At 66.0% G+C, this 13,706-nt stretch carries 12 protein-coding genes; 9 read left to right on the top strand and 3 right to left on the bottom strand.

Going from position 1 to position 13,706, the window contains the following annotated elements:
• Positions 1-21 precede the first annotated feature (21 nt).
• Together BMZ48_RS12185 and BMZ48_RS12180 are read right to left on the bottom strand one after the other, a co-directional pair.
• Positions 22-876, bottom strand: a complete 855-nt coding sequence (locus BMZ48_RS12185) for an alpha/beta fold hydrolase (RefSeq protein ID WP_159431180.1) — start codon at positions 874-876, stop codon at positions 22-24.
• Between the two features lie 552 nt (positions 877-1,428).
• The gene (locus tag BMZ48_RS12180; protein WP_091535706.1) at positions 1,429-2,640 is read right to left on the bottom strand and encodes an argininosuccinate synthase; all 1,212 of its coding nucleotides are present in this window, start codon (positions 2,638-2,640) and stop codon (positions 1,429-1,431) included.
• Between the two features lie 156 nt (positions 2,641-2,796).
• On the opposite strand from BMZ48_RS12180, the gene rnt reads away from it, so the two are divergent.
• The 9 genes from rnt (at position 2,797) to BMZ48_RS12135 (ending at position 12,180) form a co-directional block, all read left to right on the top strand.
• Positions 2,797-3,477, top strand: coding sequence for a ribonuclease T (rnt, locus tag BMZ48_RS12175; protein WP_091535704.1), 681 nt, complete (start codon positions 2,797-2,799; stop codon positions 3,475-3,477).
• Between the two features lie 14 nt (positions 3,478-3,491).
• Positions 3,492-4,637, top strand: coding sequence for an SMP-30/gluconolactonase/LRE family protein (locus BMZ48_RS12170; RefSeq protein ID WP_091535702.1), 1,146 nt, complete (start codon positions 3,492-3,494; stop codon positions 4,635-4,637).
• 63 nt (positions 4,638-4,700) lie between these two features.
• The gene (locus BMZ48_RS12165; protein ID WP_091535699.1) at positions 4,701-6,227 is read left to right on the top strand and encodes a glucan biosynthesis protein G; all 1,527 of its coding nucleotides are present in this window, start codon (positions 4,701-4,703) and stop codon (positions 6,225-6,227) included.
• A 10-nt stretch (positions 6,228-6,237) separates the two neighbouring features.
• Positions 6,238-8,745 (top strand): glucans biosynthesis glucosyltransferase MdoH, encoded by a 2,508-nt coding sequence (mdoH, locus tag BMZ48_RS12160; protein WP_091535696.1) that lies wholly within the window; start codon positions 6,238-6,240, stop codon positions 8,743-8,745.
• 76 nt (positions 8,746-8,821) lie between these two features.
• Entirely contained in the window at positions 8,822-9,607 is a 786-nt protein-coding gene (locus BMZ48_RS12155; protein WP_091535694.1) for a GNAT family N-acetyltransferase, read from the top strand.
• A gap of 5 nt (positions 9,608-9,612) precedes the next feature.
• Positions 9,613-10,380 (top strand): lysophospholipid acyltransferase family protein, encoded by a 768-nt coding sequence (locus BMZ48_RS12150; protein ID WP_159431179.1) that lies wholly within the window; start codon positions 9,613-9,615, stop codon positions 10,378-10,380.
• A 68-nt stretch (positions 10,381-10,448) separates the two neighbouring features.
• On the top strand, positions 10,449-10,931 hold the full coding sequence (locus BMZ48_RS12145) for a hypothetical protein (protein WP_091535689.1): 483 nt from the start codon (positions 10,449-10,451) through the stop codon (positions 10,929-10,931).
• A 50-nt stretch (positions 10,932-10,981) separates the two neighbouring features.
• Positions 10,982-11,998 carry a lipoyl synthase gene (gene lipA / locus BMZ48_RS12140; RefSeq protein ID WP_091535684.1) on the top strand — a complete coding sequence of 339 codons (1,017 nt, stop codon included), beginning with the start codon at positions 10,982-10,984 and terminating at the stop codon, positions 11,996-11,998.
• Entirely contained in the window at positions 11,998-12,180 is a 183-nt protein-coding gene (locus BMZ48_RS12135; RefSeq protein WP_091535682.1) for a hypothetical protein, read from the top strand. The genes lipA and BMZ48_RS12135 overlap by 1 nt, the downstream gene beginning before the upstream one ends.
• Positions 12,181-12,493: 313 nt before the next feature.
• Here the strand turns inward: BMZ48_RS12135 and BMZ48_RS12130 are convergent, their stop codons facing one another.
• Positions 12,494-13,672 carry an AI-2E family transporter gene (locus tag BMZ48_RS12130; RefSeq protein ID WP_091535679.1) on the bottom strand — a complete coding sequence of 393 codons (1,179 nt, stop codon included), beginning with the start codon at positions 13,670-13,672 and terminating at the stop codon, positions 12,494-12,496.
• Positions 13,673-13,706: the final 34 nt, after the last annotated feature.

Here is a 13,706-nt window from a genome sequence, read left to right as displayed (position 1 = left end):
CGAGCGGCGCGGGCACTTCCCTTAAAGCGAATGTCCTTCGAGAAAACCCAGCACCTCGTCAGCAAAGCGCAGCGGCTGTTCGCGGTGCATGAAGTGCCCCGCCCCTTCGATCCGGACCAGTTCGTAGGCGGCGGCAAAGCAATGGGCTTGATCGGTGAACATCTCCGGTCCGATACAGCCATCGTCGGCGCCGCAGATGACCTTGGCCGGCACCGGCAGCGGCTTCATCAGCAAGGACCAGTGGCGACGCTCGCGCAACACACCCGGCAGACTGCGGTAGTAGGCCAGCGCCGCGCGGCAGTGCGCCGGATCGGCGAGGCTGTCCTGCACCGGCGCCAGATCAGCCTGCGTGTATCCCCAGCGCGGCGACCAGCTCCGTACGAGTCGGTGCAGCCAGGCAAAACCGTCGGCGGCGATACGGCGCTCGGGCAGATGCGGTAGCTGAAAATAGGCCATGTAGCGCGAGCGATAGAGCTGGCGCAGCGTCGGCCGCAGCAAAAAGCGCCGCGGGTGCGGAACCGCCGCGGCGACAATCGCGCCGATGCGGTCCGGATGCCGGACGCCTGCGATGTAGCTCGCCACTGCACCCCAGTCATGGCCCACCAGATGCGCACGCCGAACCCCCAGGGCATCCATCAGCTCGATCAGATCTGCGACGATCGTGGTGATGCGGTAATCGTCGTCCTTGGCCAGCCCGCTCGGCTTCCAGCCGCGCAGAAACGGAGCCACCCCCCAGTAACCGGCCGCAGCCAGGCGGTCGAGCAGAGGCACGAAACCATAGGCCGTATCCGGAAAACCGTGCAGACACAACACCAGCGGCCCCGTGCCACGCTCGAGACAGGCCAGCTCCACACCGCGCAAACGGACCCTGCGCATCGACTCCTGCGTCATGCCAGCACCCCCGCATGCCCGCCACCAGCATAACCGGTCGGCGCGCAGTATCCACGCACCACCGCGCAGGCGTACAACCTTCAGCGCCGGTCGCGCTTGGCCCCGGTGCGCAGACGCAGGCCGTTCAAGGCGGATGAAGCCGGCCGACCCGAGCCCGGACGAGGGCCCCGCGCAGCGGGATCGTCCGGATCAGCGAGGGTCGCCAGAGGGCGGACGACGACGACCGCGCAACTTCAGCGCCGGTCGCGCTTGGCCCCGGTGCGCAGACGCAGGCCGTTCAGGCGGATGAAGCCGGCCGACCCGAGCCCGGACGAGGGCCCCGCGCAGCGGGATCGTCCGGATCAGCGAGGGTCGCCAGAGGGCGGACGACGACGACCGCGCAACTTCAGCGCCGATCGCGCTTGGCCCCGGTGCGCAGACGCAGGCCGTTCAGGCGGATGAAGCCGGCCGACCCGAGCCCGGACGAGGGCCCCGCGCAGCGGGATCGTCCGGATCAGCGAGGGTCGCCAGAGGGCGGACGACGACGACCGCGCAACTTCAGCGCCGATCGCGCTTGGCCCCGGTGCGCAGACGCAGGCCGTTCAGGCGGATGAAGCCCTCCGCGTCCTTCTGGTTGTACGCCCCCCGGTCATCTTCGAAGGTGGAGAGCGTGGCGTCGAACAGTGAGTCTTGCGAGCGCCGGCCGGCGTTGTAGACGTTGCCCTTGAAGAGCTTCATGCGCACCTCGCCGTTGACACGGGTCTGGGTGTCGTCGATCAACGCCTGCAAAGCCCGGCGTTCGGGCGAGAACCAGTAGCCGTTGTAGATCAGCCGGGCGTAGCGGGGCATCAAATCGTCCTTCAGATGCGCCTGCTCGCGATCGAGGGTGATGCTTTCGATGGCGCGGTGCGCCTTGAGTAGGATGGTGCCGCCCGGGGTTTCGTAGCAGCCGCGCGATTTGATGCCGACATAGCGGTTCTCGACGATGTCGAGACGACCGATGCCGTGCTTGGCGCCGAGCCGGTTGAGCGCATCGAGCACGCCATAGGGGGAGAGCCGCTGGCCGTTGACAGCCACCGCATCCCCCCGCTCGAACGCGATGGTCACGTACTCCGGCTCGTCGGGCGCATCTTCTGGATTGACGGTCAGACGCCAGATGTCATCCGGCGGGCACCACCACGGATCTTCCAGACCGCCACCTTCGTAGCTGATGTGCAGGGCGTTGGCATCCATCGAATACGGCGAACCGCCGTCTTTTTTCTTGGCGATGGGAATCCCATGCGCCTCGGCGTAGGCCAGAAGTCTCTCGCGCGAGTTGAGATCCCACTCCCGCCACGGCGCGATGATTTTGGCTTCGGGCCAGAGCGCATAGGCGGTGAGCTCAAAGCGCACCTGATCATTGCCCTTGCCGGTGGCGCCATGGGCGATGGCATCGCAGCCCGTCTGGCGGGCGATCTCGACCAGGCGCTTGGCGATCAGCGGCCGCGCGATCGAGGTACCGAGCAGGTACTCGCCTTCATAAACGGCATTGGCGCGGAACATCGGGAAGACGAAGTCGCGGACGAATTCTTCGCGCAGGTCGTCGATGAAGATTTCCTTGACGCCGAGCTGCTGGGCCTTGGGACGGACGTGATCCAGTTCCTCGCCCTGGCCAATGTCGGCAGTGAAGGTGACGACCTCGGCCTGGTAGACGTCTTGCAGCCATTTGAGAATGACGGAGGTATCGAGGCCGCCGGAATAGGCGAGCGCAATCTTGCGGGGTTTGCTCATCGGTCGGGATCTGTGGGCTTTATGGGCGCGGGCCGGATGCCGCGATCCGCTACGAAACGTAGCCGGCGCCCGGGATTATACGGCGAGGCTGCGTCTCGACGGCTTGGCCGGCCCGGTTTTTCGGTATCCTGTGCGCCCCTGTCGGTGTCCCTTCCGATGGAATCCCCTCCCCAGAAGCACAAGATCGGCCATCGCTTCCGCGGCTTTCTGCCGGTGGTCGTCGATGTCGAGACCGGCGGTTTTCATGCGCAAACCGATGCGCTGCTCGAGATCGCAGCGGTGATTCTCGGCCTTGACGAAAACGGTGACCTGGTGCGCCGGCAAACCGTGTTCGCGCACGTCGAGCCGTTTGCCGGAGCCAACATCGAGAAAGCGGCCCTCGAGGTCAATGGCATCCGCATCGACAATCCGTTGCGTCTGGCGCTGCCCGAACGCGAGGCGCTGGATCACGTGTTCCGGCCGATCCGCAAGGCGGTATCCGAAAACGGCTGTACACGGGCGATCCTGGTCGGCCACAACGCGCATTTCGATCTGGGCTTCATCAACGCCGCGGTCGCACGCACCGGCTATAAACGCTGCCCATTCCACCCCTTCAGCGTTTTTGATACCGCGACCCTCGCTGGCGTCGCCCTCGGCCAGACCGTGCTCGCCCGCGCCCTGCAGGCCACCGGGCTCGGACATGATGCCGATGCCGCGCATTCGGCGATCTACGACGCCGAAAAAACCGCGGACCTGTTCTGTCTGCTGGTCAATCGCATGCGGCCGCTGTTCCAGGAATACAGCGGTATCGCTCCCGATCCGACCGGCGACATCGAAGCCACCCCCGATCCGATCTAAAAACCGCGCCCGCCATGCACCTGTGGCTACGGATCCTGCTGATCATCGTCGCGATCGCCGGCGCGATCCTCGCCGCCGTCAAGTGGCGTTATGGCGGCGGCGGCACCTTCCCCGAGCGCCCGACCGGACCCGCGGCATTGCCCGAGACGGTGCTGGAAACGGTCGCCGAGCTGCCCACACCGCCGGGCAACATCGCGGTTTCCACCGATGGCCGTGTTTTTGTCACGCTGCATCCGGAAGCGCGCCCGGAGTGGAAAGTCGTCGAGTTGATCGACGGCCGCATGCAGCCGTGGCCGAACCTCGCATTCCAAACCGGGGCGGGTGAACCGCGCTTTTTCCGCGATGTGCTGTCGCTACGCATCGATCGCCAGAACCGGCTGTGGACGCTGGACAACGGCGGGCACGGCTGGCATCCGGGACGCTTGCTCGCCTTCGATCTCGCCACCGGTGCCGTCGTCCATGAGTTCGAGTTTCCGCGCACGATCGCCGGGCTGGGGTCGCACCTCAACGATTTCCAGGTCGCACCCGATGGCAATACCGTTTACATCGCCGATGCGAGCTTCTTTGCGCAGACTCCGGCACTGATCGTCTACGACGTACAGCGCCGTGAGGCACGCCGGCTGCTGGACGGCCATCCGGCGGTCATCGCCGATCCTTTCGTTCCGGTCGTGCAGGGACGGCGCATGGAACTGTTCGGACTCGTGGCCATCCGTCCGGGCGTCGATTCGATCGTCCTCGATCGCACGGGCGAGTGGCTGTATTTCGCACCGGTGACCGATCTCCACCTCTACCGCATCCGCAGCGCCGACCTGCGCGACCGCACCCTGCTGCCGGAGACGCTGGCCAGCCGCGTCGAGGTCTATGCCCCCAAGACCGTATCCGACGGCCTGACCATCGACGAAGCCGGCACGATCTACCTCTCCGACCCCGAGCACTCCGCAATCGTGCTGCTAGAGCGCAACGGCCGTCTGGCGACGCTGGTGCAGAGCGAACGCCTGCGCTGGCCCGACGGCTTCAGCTTCGGGCCGGATGGCTGGTTGTACGTGACCTGCTCGGCGCTGCATCAGGTGCTGGGCCGGCCGCCGTCCGCCGTCGCCGCACATGCGCCCTACCCGGTATTCCGCCTGCGCACCGGCGCCCGCGCCGCGGCCGGGCACTGAACCATCATGTCGTCCGACTGTCTCCGCCCTCGCCGTTCGTGTGATTCGTCCGCCCGTATCGCCATGCCCCTGACTTGCGTCCTGCGCTCCTGTCTGCTCGCCGGACTCGTGCTGCTCGTCGGTACGCCGGCGCAAGCCGCCTTCGACTTCGAAGACGTCGTGCGTATGGCCCAAAAGCTGGCCGAGCGCCCCTACGAGGCTCCTTCGTCGAAACTCCCTTCGGTCCTCGCGAACCTGACCTACGACCAGTACCGCGACATCCGTTTCCGCCCTGAAAAAGCGATCTGGCGCAATACGCGGCTGCCGTTCGAGATCCAGTTCCTGCATCCGGGCATGTACTACAACCGCACGGTGCGCGTGAATCTGATCAGCGCCGACGGGGTAAAACCCATCGGCTTTGATCCGTCCTGGTTCGACTATGGCCACACCGGGATCGATCCGGCGTCGATGAAAAACCTCGGCTTTGCCGGATTCCGCATCCACTATCCGATCAACCGGCCCGACTACAAGGACGAGGTGCTCGTGTTCCATGGCGCGACTTATTTCCGCGCACTTGGCCGCAACCAGCGCTATGGCCTGTCGGCGCGCGCACTCGCCGTGGACACCGCCGAACTCTCCGGCGAAGAATTTCCGCAATTCACCGAGTTCTGGATCGAATGGCCGCGCCCGGAAGATCATGTGCTGACCATCTACGCGTTGATGGATTCGCCACGGCTGACCGGAGCCTACGCGTTCCGCCTGATCCCCGGCGACGTCACCAGCACGGAGGTGACCGCGCGCCTGTTCTTCCGCGAAGACGTGGCCAAGCTGGGTATCGCGCCGCTGACGAGCATGTACTTCTTCGGCGAGAACCACCCGGGTCCGCGCGAGGATTACCGTCCGGAGGTGCACGATTCCGACGGTTTGATGCTGCGCACCGACAACGAGTGGATCTGGCGTCCGCTGGTGAATCCGCGCCGGCTGTTCATCACCTCGTTCGGCACCAGCGATCCGCGTGGCTTTGGCCTGATGCAGCGCGACCGCCTGTTCGCGCACTATGAGGATCTGGAGGCGCGGTATGACCTGCGCCCGAGCGCCTGGGTGGAACCACGTGGTGACTGGGGCAAGGGCCGGGTCGAGCTGGTGTCGATCCCCACCCCCGACGAAACCAACGACAACATCGTCGCGTACTGGGTCCCGGAACGCGCACCGCGCAAAGGCGACCGCATCGAGTTCGAATACAACCTGCTCTGGCAAATGCATCCGGAGACACAGCCACCGCTCGCCCGCGTGGTACAGACCCGCCGCGGGCATGGCTGGCTCAAGGAGCCCGACGGCAGCCTGCGCTTCCACATCGACTTCGAAGGTGGACCGCTCGCCGATCTGCCTGCCGATGCGAACCTCGTCGCCGGTGTCTGGGTCGGCGACGGCGGCGAGATCCTGGAACGCCAGCTCTACCGCAACGAGGTCACCGGCGGCTGGCGTCTGAGCCTGCGCGTGCGGCGCAGCGACGACACCAAGCCGCTCGAGATGCGCGCGATCCTGCGCAACGGCGAGCAGACCGTGTCGGAAACCTGGGCCTACGCCCTGCCGGCGGTAGCCGGACGCTGACGGCCGCCATATGGACAGCACCACACGCGGAGCGGCGGAGAGACTGTCGCGCTACCTGCAGCGTCTGTCGCTCGATGCCGCGACGCGCACTTGTGTCGAGATGCGCCTGAGCGGAGCCGCAGACGCGCCGCCGCGTGAAGTCTTCGCCAGCGTGCACGAAGCCTTGTCCGGACGCAGCGAGACAAGCGCCGTCGATGCCGTCCGCCATTCCGCCTGGCCGCGGCTGCGTACGCGCCTGCTCGCGCAGCCGCGCAAAGGCGACCGCAATCTCGACAGCATCATCGCCCAGGACCGTCACGGCGACCTCCGGCTGGTGACGACCCCACCCCTGGTGCGCGCCTCGATGTCGCCGCGGCCCTGGGACAACAACCCCTTGCGTCGTCTATGGCGCTGGCTGGCCGCGCAACTGCTCGGCCGCCGCGGCCGCATGCATACACGCGCCACGCAACAGGAATCGCCGCCGCGCCGGCCAGCACCCTGGCGCGTGGCTGCGCGCAACCGCCGCCTGCTGCTGATCGCCCTGGTTCTGGTGCAGACCTATTTCGCGACCTATTTCATGACCGCGGTGCTGCCGTATCGCGGCCAACATGGACTCGAACTCGCCCTGCTGGCGATCTATGCGGTGCTGTTCGCCTGGATTTCTGCTGGTTTTTGGACCGCGCTGATGGGCTTTTTCCAGCTCTTGCGCGGACGCGACCGGCACACGATCTCGGCGACCACCGCAGACGACGTGCCGATCCCCGAGTCCGTGCGCACGGCGATCCTGTTCCCGATCTGCAACGAGAATGTGGCCCGCGTGTTCGCCGGCATCCGCGCCACATGGGATTCGGTGTGCCGGGCCGGGATGCGCGAACACTTCGACCTGTACATCCTCAGCGACAGCTACGATGCCGACACGCGTGTCGCCGAACTCGACGCCTGGCTCAAGCTCTGTCGCGAGGTCGATGGCTTCGGCCGCATCTTCTACCGCCGCCGCACACACCGCATCAAGCGCAAGTCCGGCAACATCGCCGACTGGTGCCGGCGCTGGGGCAGCCGCTACAAGTACATGGTCATTTTCGACGCCGACAGCGTCATGTCCGGCGCCTGCCTGAAACGGCTCGTGCAGTTGATGGAAGCCCACGACAACGCCGGCATCATCCAGACTGCACCGCGCGCCGCCGGGCGCGAAACGCTCTACGCGCGCATCCAGCAGTTCGCGACCCGCGTCTATGGCCCGCTGTTCACCGCCGGTCTGCATTTCTGGCAGCTTGGCGAGTCCCATTACTGGGGTCACAACGCGATCATCCGCGTCGCGCCGTTCATGAAACACTGCGCGCTCGGCCGGCTACCCGGGCACGGCGCCCTGTCCGGCGAAATCATGAGCCACGACTTCGTCGAGGCGGCGTTGATGCGCCGCGCCGGCTGGGCGGTCTGGATCGCCTATGACCTGCCTGGCTCGTGGGAGGAGATGCCACCGACGCTGCTCGACGAGCTACAGCGTGACCAGCGCTGGTGCCAGGGCAATCTGATGAACTTCCGCCTGTTCTTTTCCCAGGGCCTGCATCCGGCACACCGCGCCGTGTTCATGACCGGTGTCATGGCCTATCTGTCGGCCCCGCTGTGGTTCGCTTTCCTGGTGCTGTCGACCGCGCTGCTCGCCGTGTTCGAGCTCTCCGAGCCGGTCTATTTCAGCCAGCCTTACCAACTGTTCCCCAACTGGCCAAGCTGGCATCCGGAATGGGCGATCCGCCTGTTTGGCGGCACCATGCTGCTGTTGTTCCTGCCCAAGGTCTTGTCGCTACTGCTCGCGCTATGTCAGCCGGCGCAGTGGCGCGGCTTCGGCGGTCCGCTCAAGCTCGCGCTCGGCGTGTTCCTGGAGAGCCTGTTCTCGGCGCTGCTCGCACCGATCCGCATGCTGTTTCACACCCGCTATGTGTTGTCGGCGCTGGCCGGCTTTGCCGTGCGATGGAAATCGCCCCCGCGCGAAGATGCGCAGACACCGTGGAGCCAGGCGTTGCTGCGCCATGGCGGCGGCACCGTCCTCGGCCTGGCCTGGCTGGGCCTGGTGTACTGGCTCAATCCGAGCTTTTTGTGGTGGCTGCTGCCGGTCGCCGGCAGCCTCGTCATCGCCATTCCACTGTCGGTGTGGAGCTCGCGCGTCGGCCTTGGCCGGATGGCGCGCGCCGCGCGGCTGTTCCTGATTCCCGAGGAGTCGATGCCCCCGCGCGAACTGCGCTGGCTGCGGGCCGCCCTGCGCCGGGCAGCGCCGTCCCCGGGCTTTCGCGACGCCATCATCGAACCGGCCGTCAATGCGCTGATGATGCTTAGCGCGCGCCGCCGTCCGCTACAGTCGGCCGGACAACACGCCGAACGCGAACGTCTGGCCGATGCCCTCGTGCGCGACCCCCCCTCTGGCATCGATCCGCGTACCTGCAACCGCCTGCTGTCCGATACCGACATGCTGGCCGAGCTGCACGTGCGTGCGTGGTCATCGCCCGAAACGCACCCGGACTGGCTCGCGTCGTCATCGTCATAGAACGGCAACGCCGTCGTCATCGTGCGTTTACAACGGCTTCATAGAGTGCGCGGCATCCGAACCTTGGAGAGCTCGCATGTCCGCGTGCATCGAAGGCGATTTGCCGCGCCGCCCGCGCTTCGAAGTCCGCTTCGCCACCTCGCCGGAGGAAATCAGGGCGACACAGAAACTGCGCTACCGCATCTTTGCCGGCGAGCTGGGTGCAGACATCGACGGCGGTGACGAGGGCATCGATCACGATGCGTACGATCCATTCTGCCGTCACTTGATGGTCATCGAACCGGGCAGTCAGCGCATCGTCGCCTGCACACGTCTGCTCACCGACCGCAACGCCGCCGCGGCCGGCGGCTTTTACTCGGCCAGCGAGTTCGATCTGGCCATGCTCGATGCCCTGCCCGGCCGGCTGATGGAAGTCGGCCGCACCTGCGTCGATGCCGACTACCGCTCCGGCGCGGTGATCGCCACGCTGTGGCAGGGCATTGCCGCCTGCATCGTCGAGGAGGGGTATGACTACCTCTTCGGGTGCGCCAGCATCGGCCTGGACGACGGCGGTGCCACCGCACATGCGATCCTCGAGTACATCCGCACCCACCATCTGGCACCGCCCGCCCAGCGGGTGCGTCCCTACATCCGCCTGCCGGCAGCCGACGTCCGCATCACGGAAAAACCGAAAATGCCGCCGCTGCTCAAGGCGTATCTGAGCCTGGGCGCAAAAGCCTGCGGCGACGCCTACTGGGACCGCGACTTCAACTGTGCGGACGTGTTCATGCTGCTCAACGTCAGCGCGCTGCATCCGCGCTACGCGCGCCACTTCCTGGGCCGGCACAGCAATACGGGCTCGGTCGTCGCGCTCGCTGCCTGATGTCAATGCCGGAACGGTTACGCATCGCGCTGCGCGCGACCCGGCTGCTGCTGCATCTCGGCTTGGGCCTGCTGACAGCCGCCGCGGTGCGGATCGACATCAGCGGCCGCCTGCGCCCGGAGCCGATCGCGCGGCGCTGGTTCATGGGTTTACTCGCCATTCTGGGCATCCGCCTCATCGTCCACGGCGAGGCGCTGCGCAAGCCTCGCCTCACCGCCGCCAACCACATCTCCTGGCTCGACATCGCGGTACTGGCAGCCTGCGAAGAGACGCGTTTCATCGCCAAATCCGAAATCCGCGACTGGCCCATTGCCGGCTGGCTCGCGAATGCTGCCGGCACTTTCTACATCCGCCGCGGCAAAGGCGGTGCACGGCCACTTGCGGAAAAGCTCGTCCCCCATCTGGCGGCTGGCGGATCGGTCGTCCTGTTCCCGGAGGGCACGACGACCGATGGCCGCGACGTGCGCAGCTTCCACGCCCGTCTGTTCAGCGCGCCGATCGAAGCCGATGTCTGGGTACAGCCGGTGGCCCTGCGCTACGGCCCCGGCCGTGCCGGCCGCCAAGTCGCGCCTTTCATCGGCGATGACGATCTCGTCCGCCACATCCTGCGCCTGCTGCGCGAACCCACGCTCACCGTCGAGGTGCGGTACTGCGCGCCGATCCGGGCCCGCGGATACGATCGCGACACCCTGGCCCAGCACGCACAAGCCGCGGTACGCACCGCCCTGGGGTTGCCGCCGCTGCAAACCGCGGCACCGGCGCTCGCGGCCTGACCCGGCCTGTACTGCCTCACACCCGCCCCGTGTTAAGGTCGGCAGCGTTGGTATCTCCGGATCACCTCATGCCGCGACATCGGCTGCCGCTCATGCTGGCCTTGTTCAGCCTGCCGGGCTTCGCCGGCGATGCCGCACTTAACCGGTGCGCCGCACTCGCCGACGCGCAGGCCCGCCTGGCCTGCTACGACGCACTCGCACGTTCCGCGCACGTAGCCCCCGACACCGACCCCGGACCGGCGCCTGCAGCGTCCGTACCCGCGGCGGATCCGTCGGACCGCTTCGGCGCCGAAGATCTGCCGCCCTCGCGTAGCCCCGCTGAGAATGGGCCCGACCGCATCGAATCCCGTCTCACCGGACCCCTCAACGGCTGGAAGAAAGGCACGCTGTTCGAGCTGGAAAACGGTCAGGTCTGGCGCTGCATCGACGACCGTGAGGTCTACTGGGTCGCCGACCGCCCCAAAGTCACGATCCGCCGCGGCTTCATGGGCAATTACTGGCTCAAGGTCGAGGGCCTGAACACACAGGCCCGCGTGCGCCGCATTCGATAAGGCGGCGGCCACCGGCGAGCCGCTACAATGGCGTCCTCGCAGGAGAGCTCATGAGCGATACCCCCGTTCCCTCGCCGCCGGTCCGGCCGCGCCCGGTCGTCCAGGGCGAGAAGCTGCGCGGCGCCGAGAAAATGGCGCGCATTCCGATCAAGATCGAACCCACCACTGCGCCGCTGCGCAAGCCGGAATGGATCCGGGCCAAATCACCGGCCACTCCCGAAGTAGCACGTCTCAAAGCCGTGCTGCGCGCCAACAAGCTGCATACGGTATGCGAAGAAGCGAGCTGTCCGAACCTCGGTGAATGCTTCGGCAAGGGCACGGCGACCTTCATGATCATGGGCGATATCTGCACGCGCCGCTGCCCGTTCTGCGACGTCGGCCACGGTCGTCCCAATCCCCTGGATCCGGACGAGCCGGTCAACCTCGCGCGCACCATCCGCGCGATGGGGTTGCGCTACGTCGTCATCACCAGCGTCGACCGCGACGACCTGCCCGACGGCGGCGCAGCGCATTTCGCCGCCTGCATCCGCGAAGCGCGTGCGCTGTCACCCGAGCTGATCATCGAAGTGCTGGTACCGGACTTCCGCGGCCGCATGGACCCGGCGCTGGCGATCTTCAAGGACACGCCGCCGGATGTGTTCAATCACAACCTCGAGACCGTGCCACGCCTGTACAAGCAGGCACGTCCCGGCTCGGACTACGACTGGAGCCTGGATCTGCTCGAGCGCTTCAAAGACCTTCATCCGCACGTGCCCACCAAATCCGGGCTGATGCTCGGTCTGGGCGAAGACATCGAGGAAATCGAGCAGGTCATGCGCGACCTGCGCGCGCACCGGGTGGACATGCTGACGCTCGGCCAGTATCTGGCTCCCTCGAAACACCATTTGCCGGTTGCCCGCTACGTGCACCCGACCGAATTCGAACGCCTGCGCGAAATCGGCGAGAAGATGGGTTTCTCGCACGTCGCCTCCGGACCGATGGTGCGCTCCAGCTACCACGCCGACGAACAGGCCTCCGGCCTGCTGGGCGCCGACCTTCAGGCCCACGGCGCCCTCGGCGGCGCCTGATGGCCAGCACGCCCCCCGATCCGCTGACGGCGGACCAGTGGCTCGACGTCGTCGCCCACGTGCCGCGGGTCTGGATCGACCCGACCGTGCGCGCTGCAGAGCAGCGCATTCTCGCCGGTCTGCACCACAATCAGGTATCCGCGCTTGCGTTTTTACACCCGACCTACACCTCTAGCGTGTAAACGCCCAGCGAGACCCAAGGCAACTGGAGTGAACCCGCTCTGGCAGAGACGTGAGGGAAAGCTATTTCCCAAGGTGTGCAATCTGTGGATACTCGATCCATTGACTTGCGATAGATGAGGGAACGTCACCCCTTCGACAGAAAAAGTGTGACCTGACCGACGTCTTCGTCCTGCTCGCTTTTCGAGCAGCTTTAGACCCCATCCATTTCCGGTGTAGCCAATGCGGTCTCAGGCGCCCATTCATTCATAAATTCATACCATTCAGCCCTCCGTCGGCTCATCCTGGAGCTGTCTTCGCCGGTTCGTCATCCGATCAACGCTCGTCGAGTGCTACGCGCAGCACGTCGCTCAGCAAATAGCGCGCCGTTGGCACACCGAGCAGCATGCCCCAGATGCCGAAAACGTGGTAGGCCACGAACAGGATGATCAGCGTCAACACCGGATTGAGCTGCAGCGTGCGTCCGTAGATCAGCGGATTGAGCCCGTAGGCCTCGATGGCGTGAATCACGACGATCATGACCACGCTCCACAGCGCAAGTTCGACACCACCGGTGTTCAGCGCGACCAGTACGATCGGCACCGTGGAAATGAACACGCCGAGCACCGGAATGAAGCTGCAGACAAACACGATCATCGACAGCACCGCGATCGAAGGAATGCCAAGCAGCAGCAGACCGAGCAGGGTCAGCGCAGTATTGGTCAGCGCGATCATCGCCTGCGCGCGCAAGCCCTGCCCGATCACCTGGGTGAAGCGCACCAGCGGACCAGCCGCCTCGGCATAGACGTCGTGCAGCCGCGACCCTTGCAGTGCACGTACCAGCCGCTGCAGGCGTTCCAGGTCGATCAGGATCAGGAACGAAAACAGCAGTGCCAGTGCCATCGTCGCCGTTGCCTGGTAGACGAAATTGATCAAGTGCGGCGTGAGCTTGCGCAGGCGCTCGGCCTGCTCGCGGAACAGCGCTTCGATCAGCAATTTCTCCTCGGCCAGGAGCAGCTCGCGCCGCCGACGCTCGGCGGCGGCATCGTCGGCCGCCGGCTCGGCTTCCAGCGCCAGGCGCTGCTCCGTCAGCCGCTCGTGCATCTGCTGCGCGGCCTGGGAATCGAGCAGGCTGCGCAGATAACCCGAGAACAGCTGGTGCAGCGCCGGGTACTCGGTGGCGAAACGCTGATCGAGCTCAATCAGCCGTTGCTGGATCGCGCCGAGATTGGCCACCAGACGCGTACCCTCGTTGACGATGTTGGGCATGACGAAGCGCCCGAAACCGGCGAGCGCGCCGAGAAACAGCAGGTAGACCACGACCAGCGCCGCGCGGTACGGCAGGCGCAGCCGCTCGTGCAACCTGCGCGCCGCCGGCATCGCGAAGAAGGCGATGACGAAGGTCAGGAACACCAGCCCGAAGAAATCGCGCAGCAGCCACAGAACGACGGCCAGCGCCAGCCAGATCAGTGCCTTGCGGTTGAGACGGTAGAACTGGTCGAGGCTGAAAGCCATGCTGCCGAGGAATGTCGAGACAAGTCAGCGTGAT

The organism is Fontimonas thermophila (assembly GCF_900113085.1).
Classification (GTDB): domain Bacteria; phylum Pseudomonadota; class Gammaproteobacteria; order Nevskiales; family Nevskiaceae; genus Solimonas; species Solimonas thermophila.
The sequence above is the reverse complement of the archived record's forward strand: the minus strand, read 5'-3'. Positions and strand labels throughout refer to the sequence as shown.

Excerpts from the sequence above, each read along its gene's own strand:
- BMZ48_RS12185 (WP_159431180.1), bottom strand. The coding sequence starts at position 876 with ATGCGCAGGGTCCGTTTGCGCGGTGTGGAGCTGGCCTGTCTCGAGCGT.
- BMZ48_RS12180 (WP_091535706.1), bottom strand. The coding sequence starts at position 2,640 with ATGAGCAAACCCCGCAAGATTGCGCTCGCCTATTCCGGCGGCCTCGAT.
- rnt (WP_091535704.1), top strand. The coding sequence starts at position 2,797 with ATGGAATCCCCTCCCCAGAAGCACAAGATCGGCCATCGCTTCCGCGGC.
- BMZ48_RS12170 (WP_091535702.1), top strand. The coding sequence starts at position 3,492 with ATGCACCTGTGGCTACGGATCCTGCTGATCATCGTCGCGATCGCCGGC.
- BMZ48_RS12165 (WP_091535699.1), top strand. The coding sequence starts at position 4,701 with ATGCCCCTGACTTGCGTCCTGCGCTCCTGTCTGCTCGCCGGACTCGTG.
- mdoH (WP_091535696.1), top strand. The coding sequence starts at position 6,238 with ATGGACAGCACCACACGCGGAGCGGCGGAGAGACTGTCGCGCTACCTG.
- BMZ48_RS12155 (WP_091535694.1), top strand. The coding sequence starts at position 8,822 with ATGTCCGCGTGCATCGAAGGCGATTTGCCGCGCCGCCCGCGCTTCGAA.
- BMZ48_RS12150 (WP_159431179.1), top strand. The coding sequence starts at position 9,613 with ATGCCGGAACGGTTACGCATCGCGCTGCGCGCGACCCGGCTGCTGCTG.
- BMZ48_RS12145 (WP_091535689.1), top strand. The coding sequence starts at position 10,449 with ATGCCGCGACATCGGCTGCCGCTCATGCTGGCCTTGTTCAGCCTGCCG.
- lipA (WP_091535684.1), top strand. The coding sequence starts at position 10,982 with ATGAGCGATACCCCCGTTCCCTCGCCGCCGGTCCGGCCGCGCCCGGTC.
- BMZ48_RS12135 (WP_091535682.1), top strand. The coding sequence starts at position 11,998 with ATGGCCAGCACGCCCCCCGATCCGCTGACGGCGGACCAGTGGCTCGAC.
- BMZ48_RS12130 (WP_091535679.1), bottom strand. The coding sequence starts at position 13,672 with ATGGCTTTCAGCCTCGACCAGTTCTACCGTCTCAACCGCAAGGCACTG.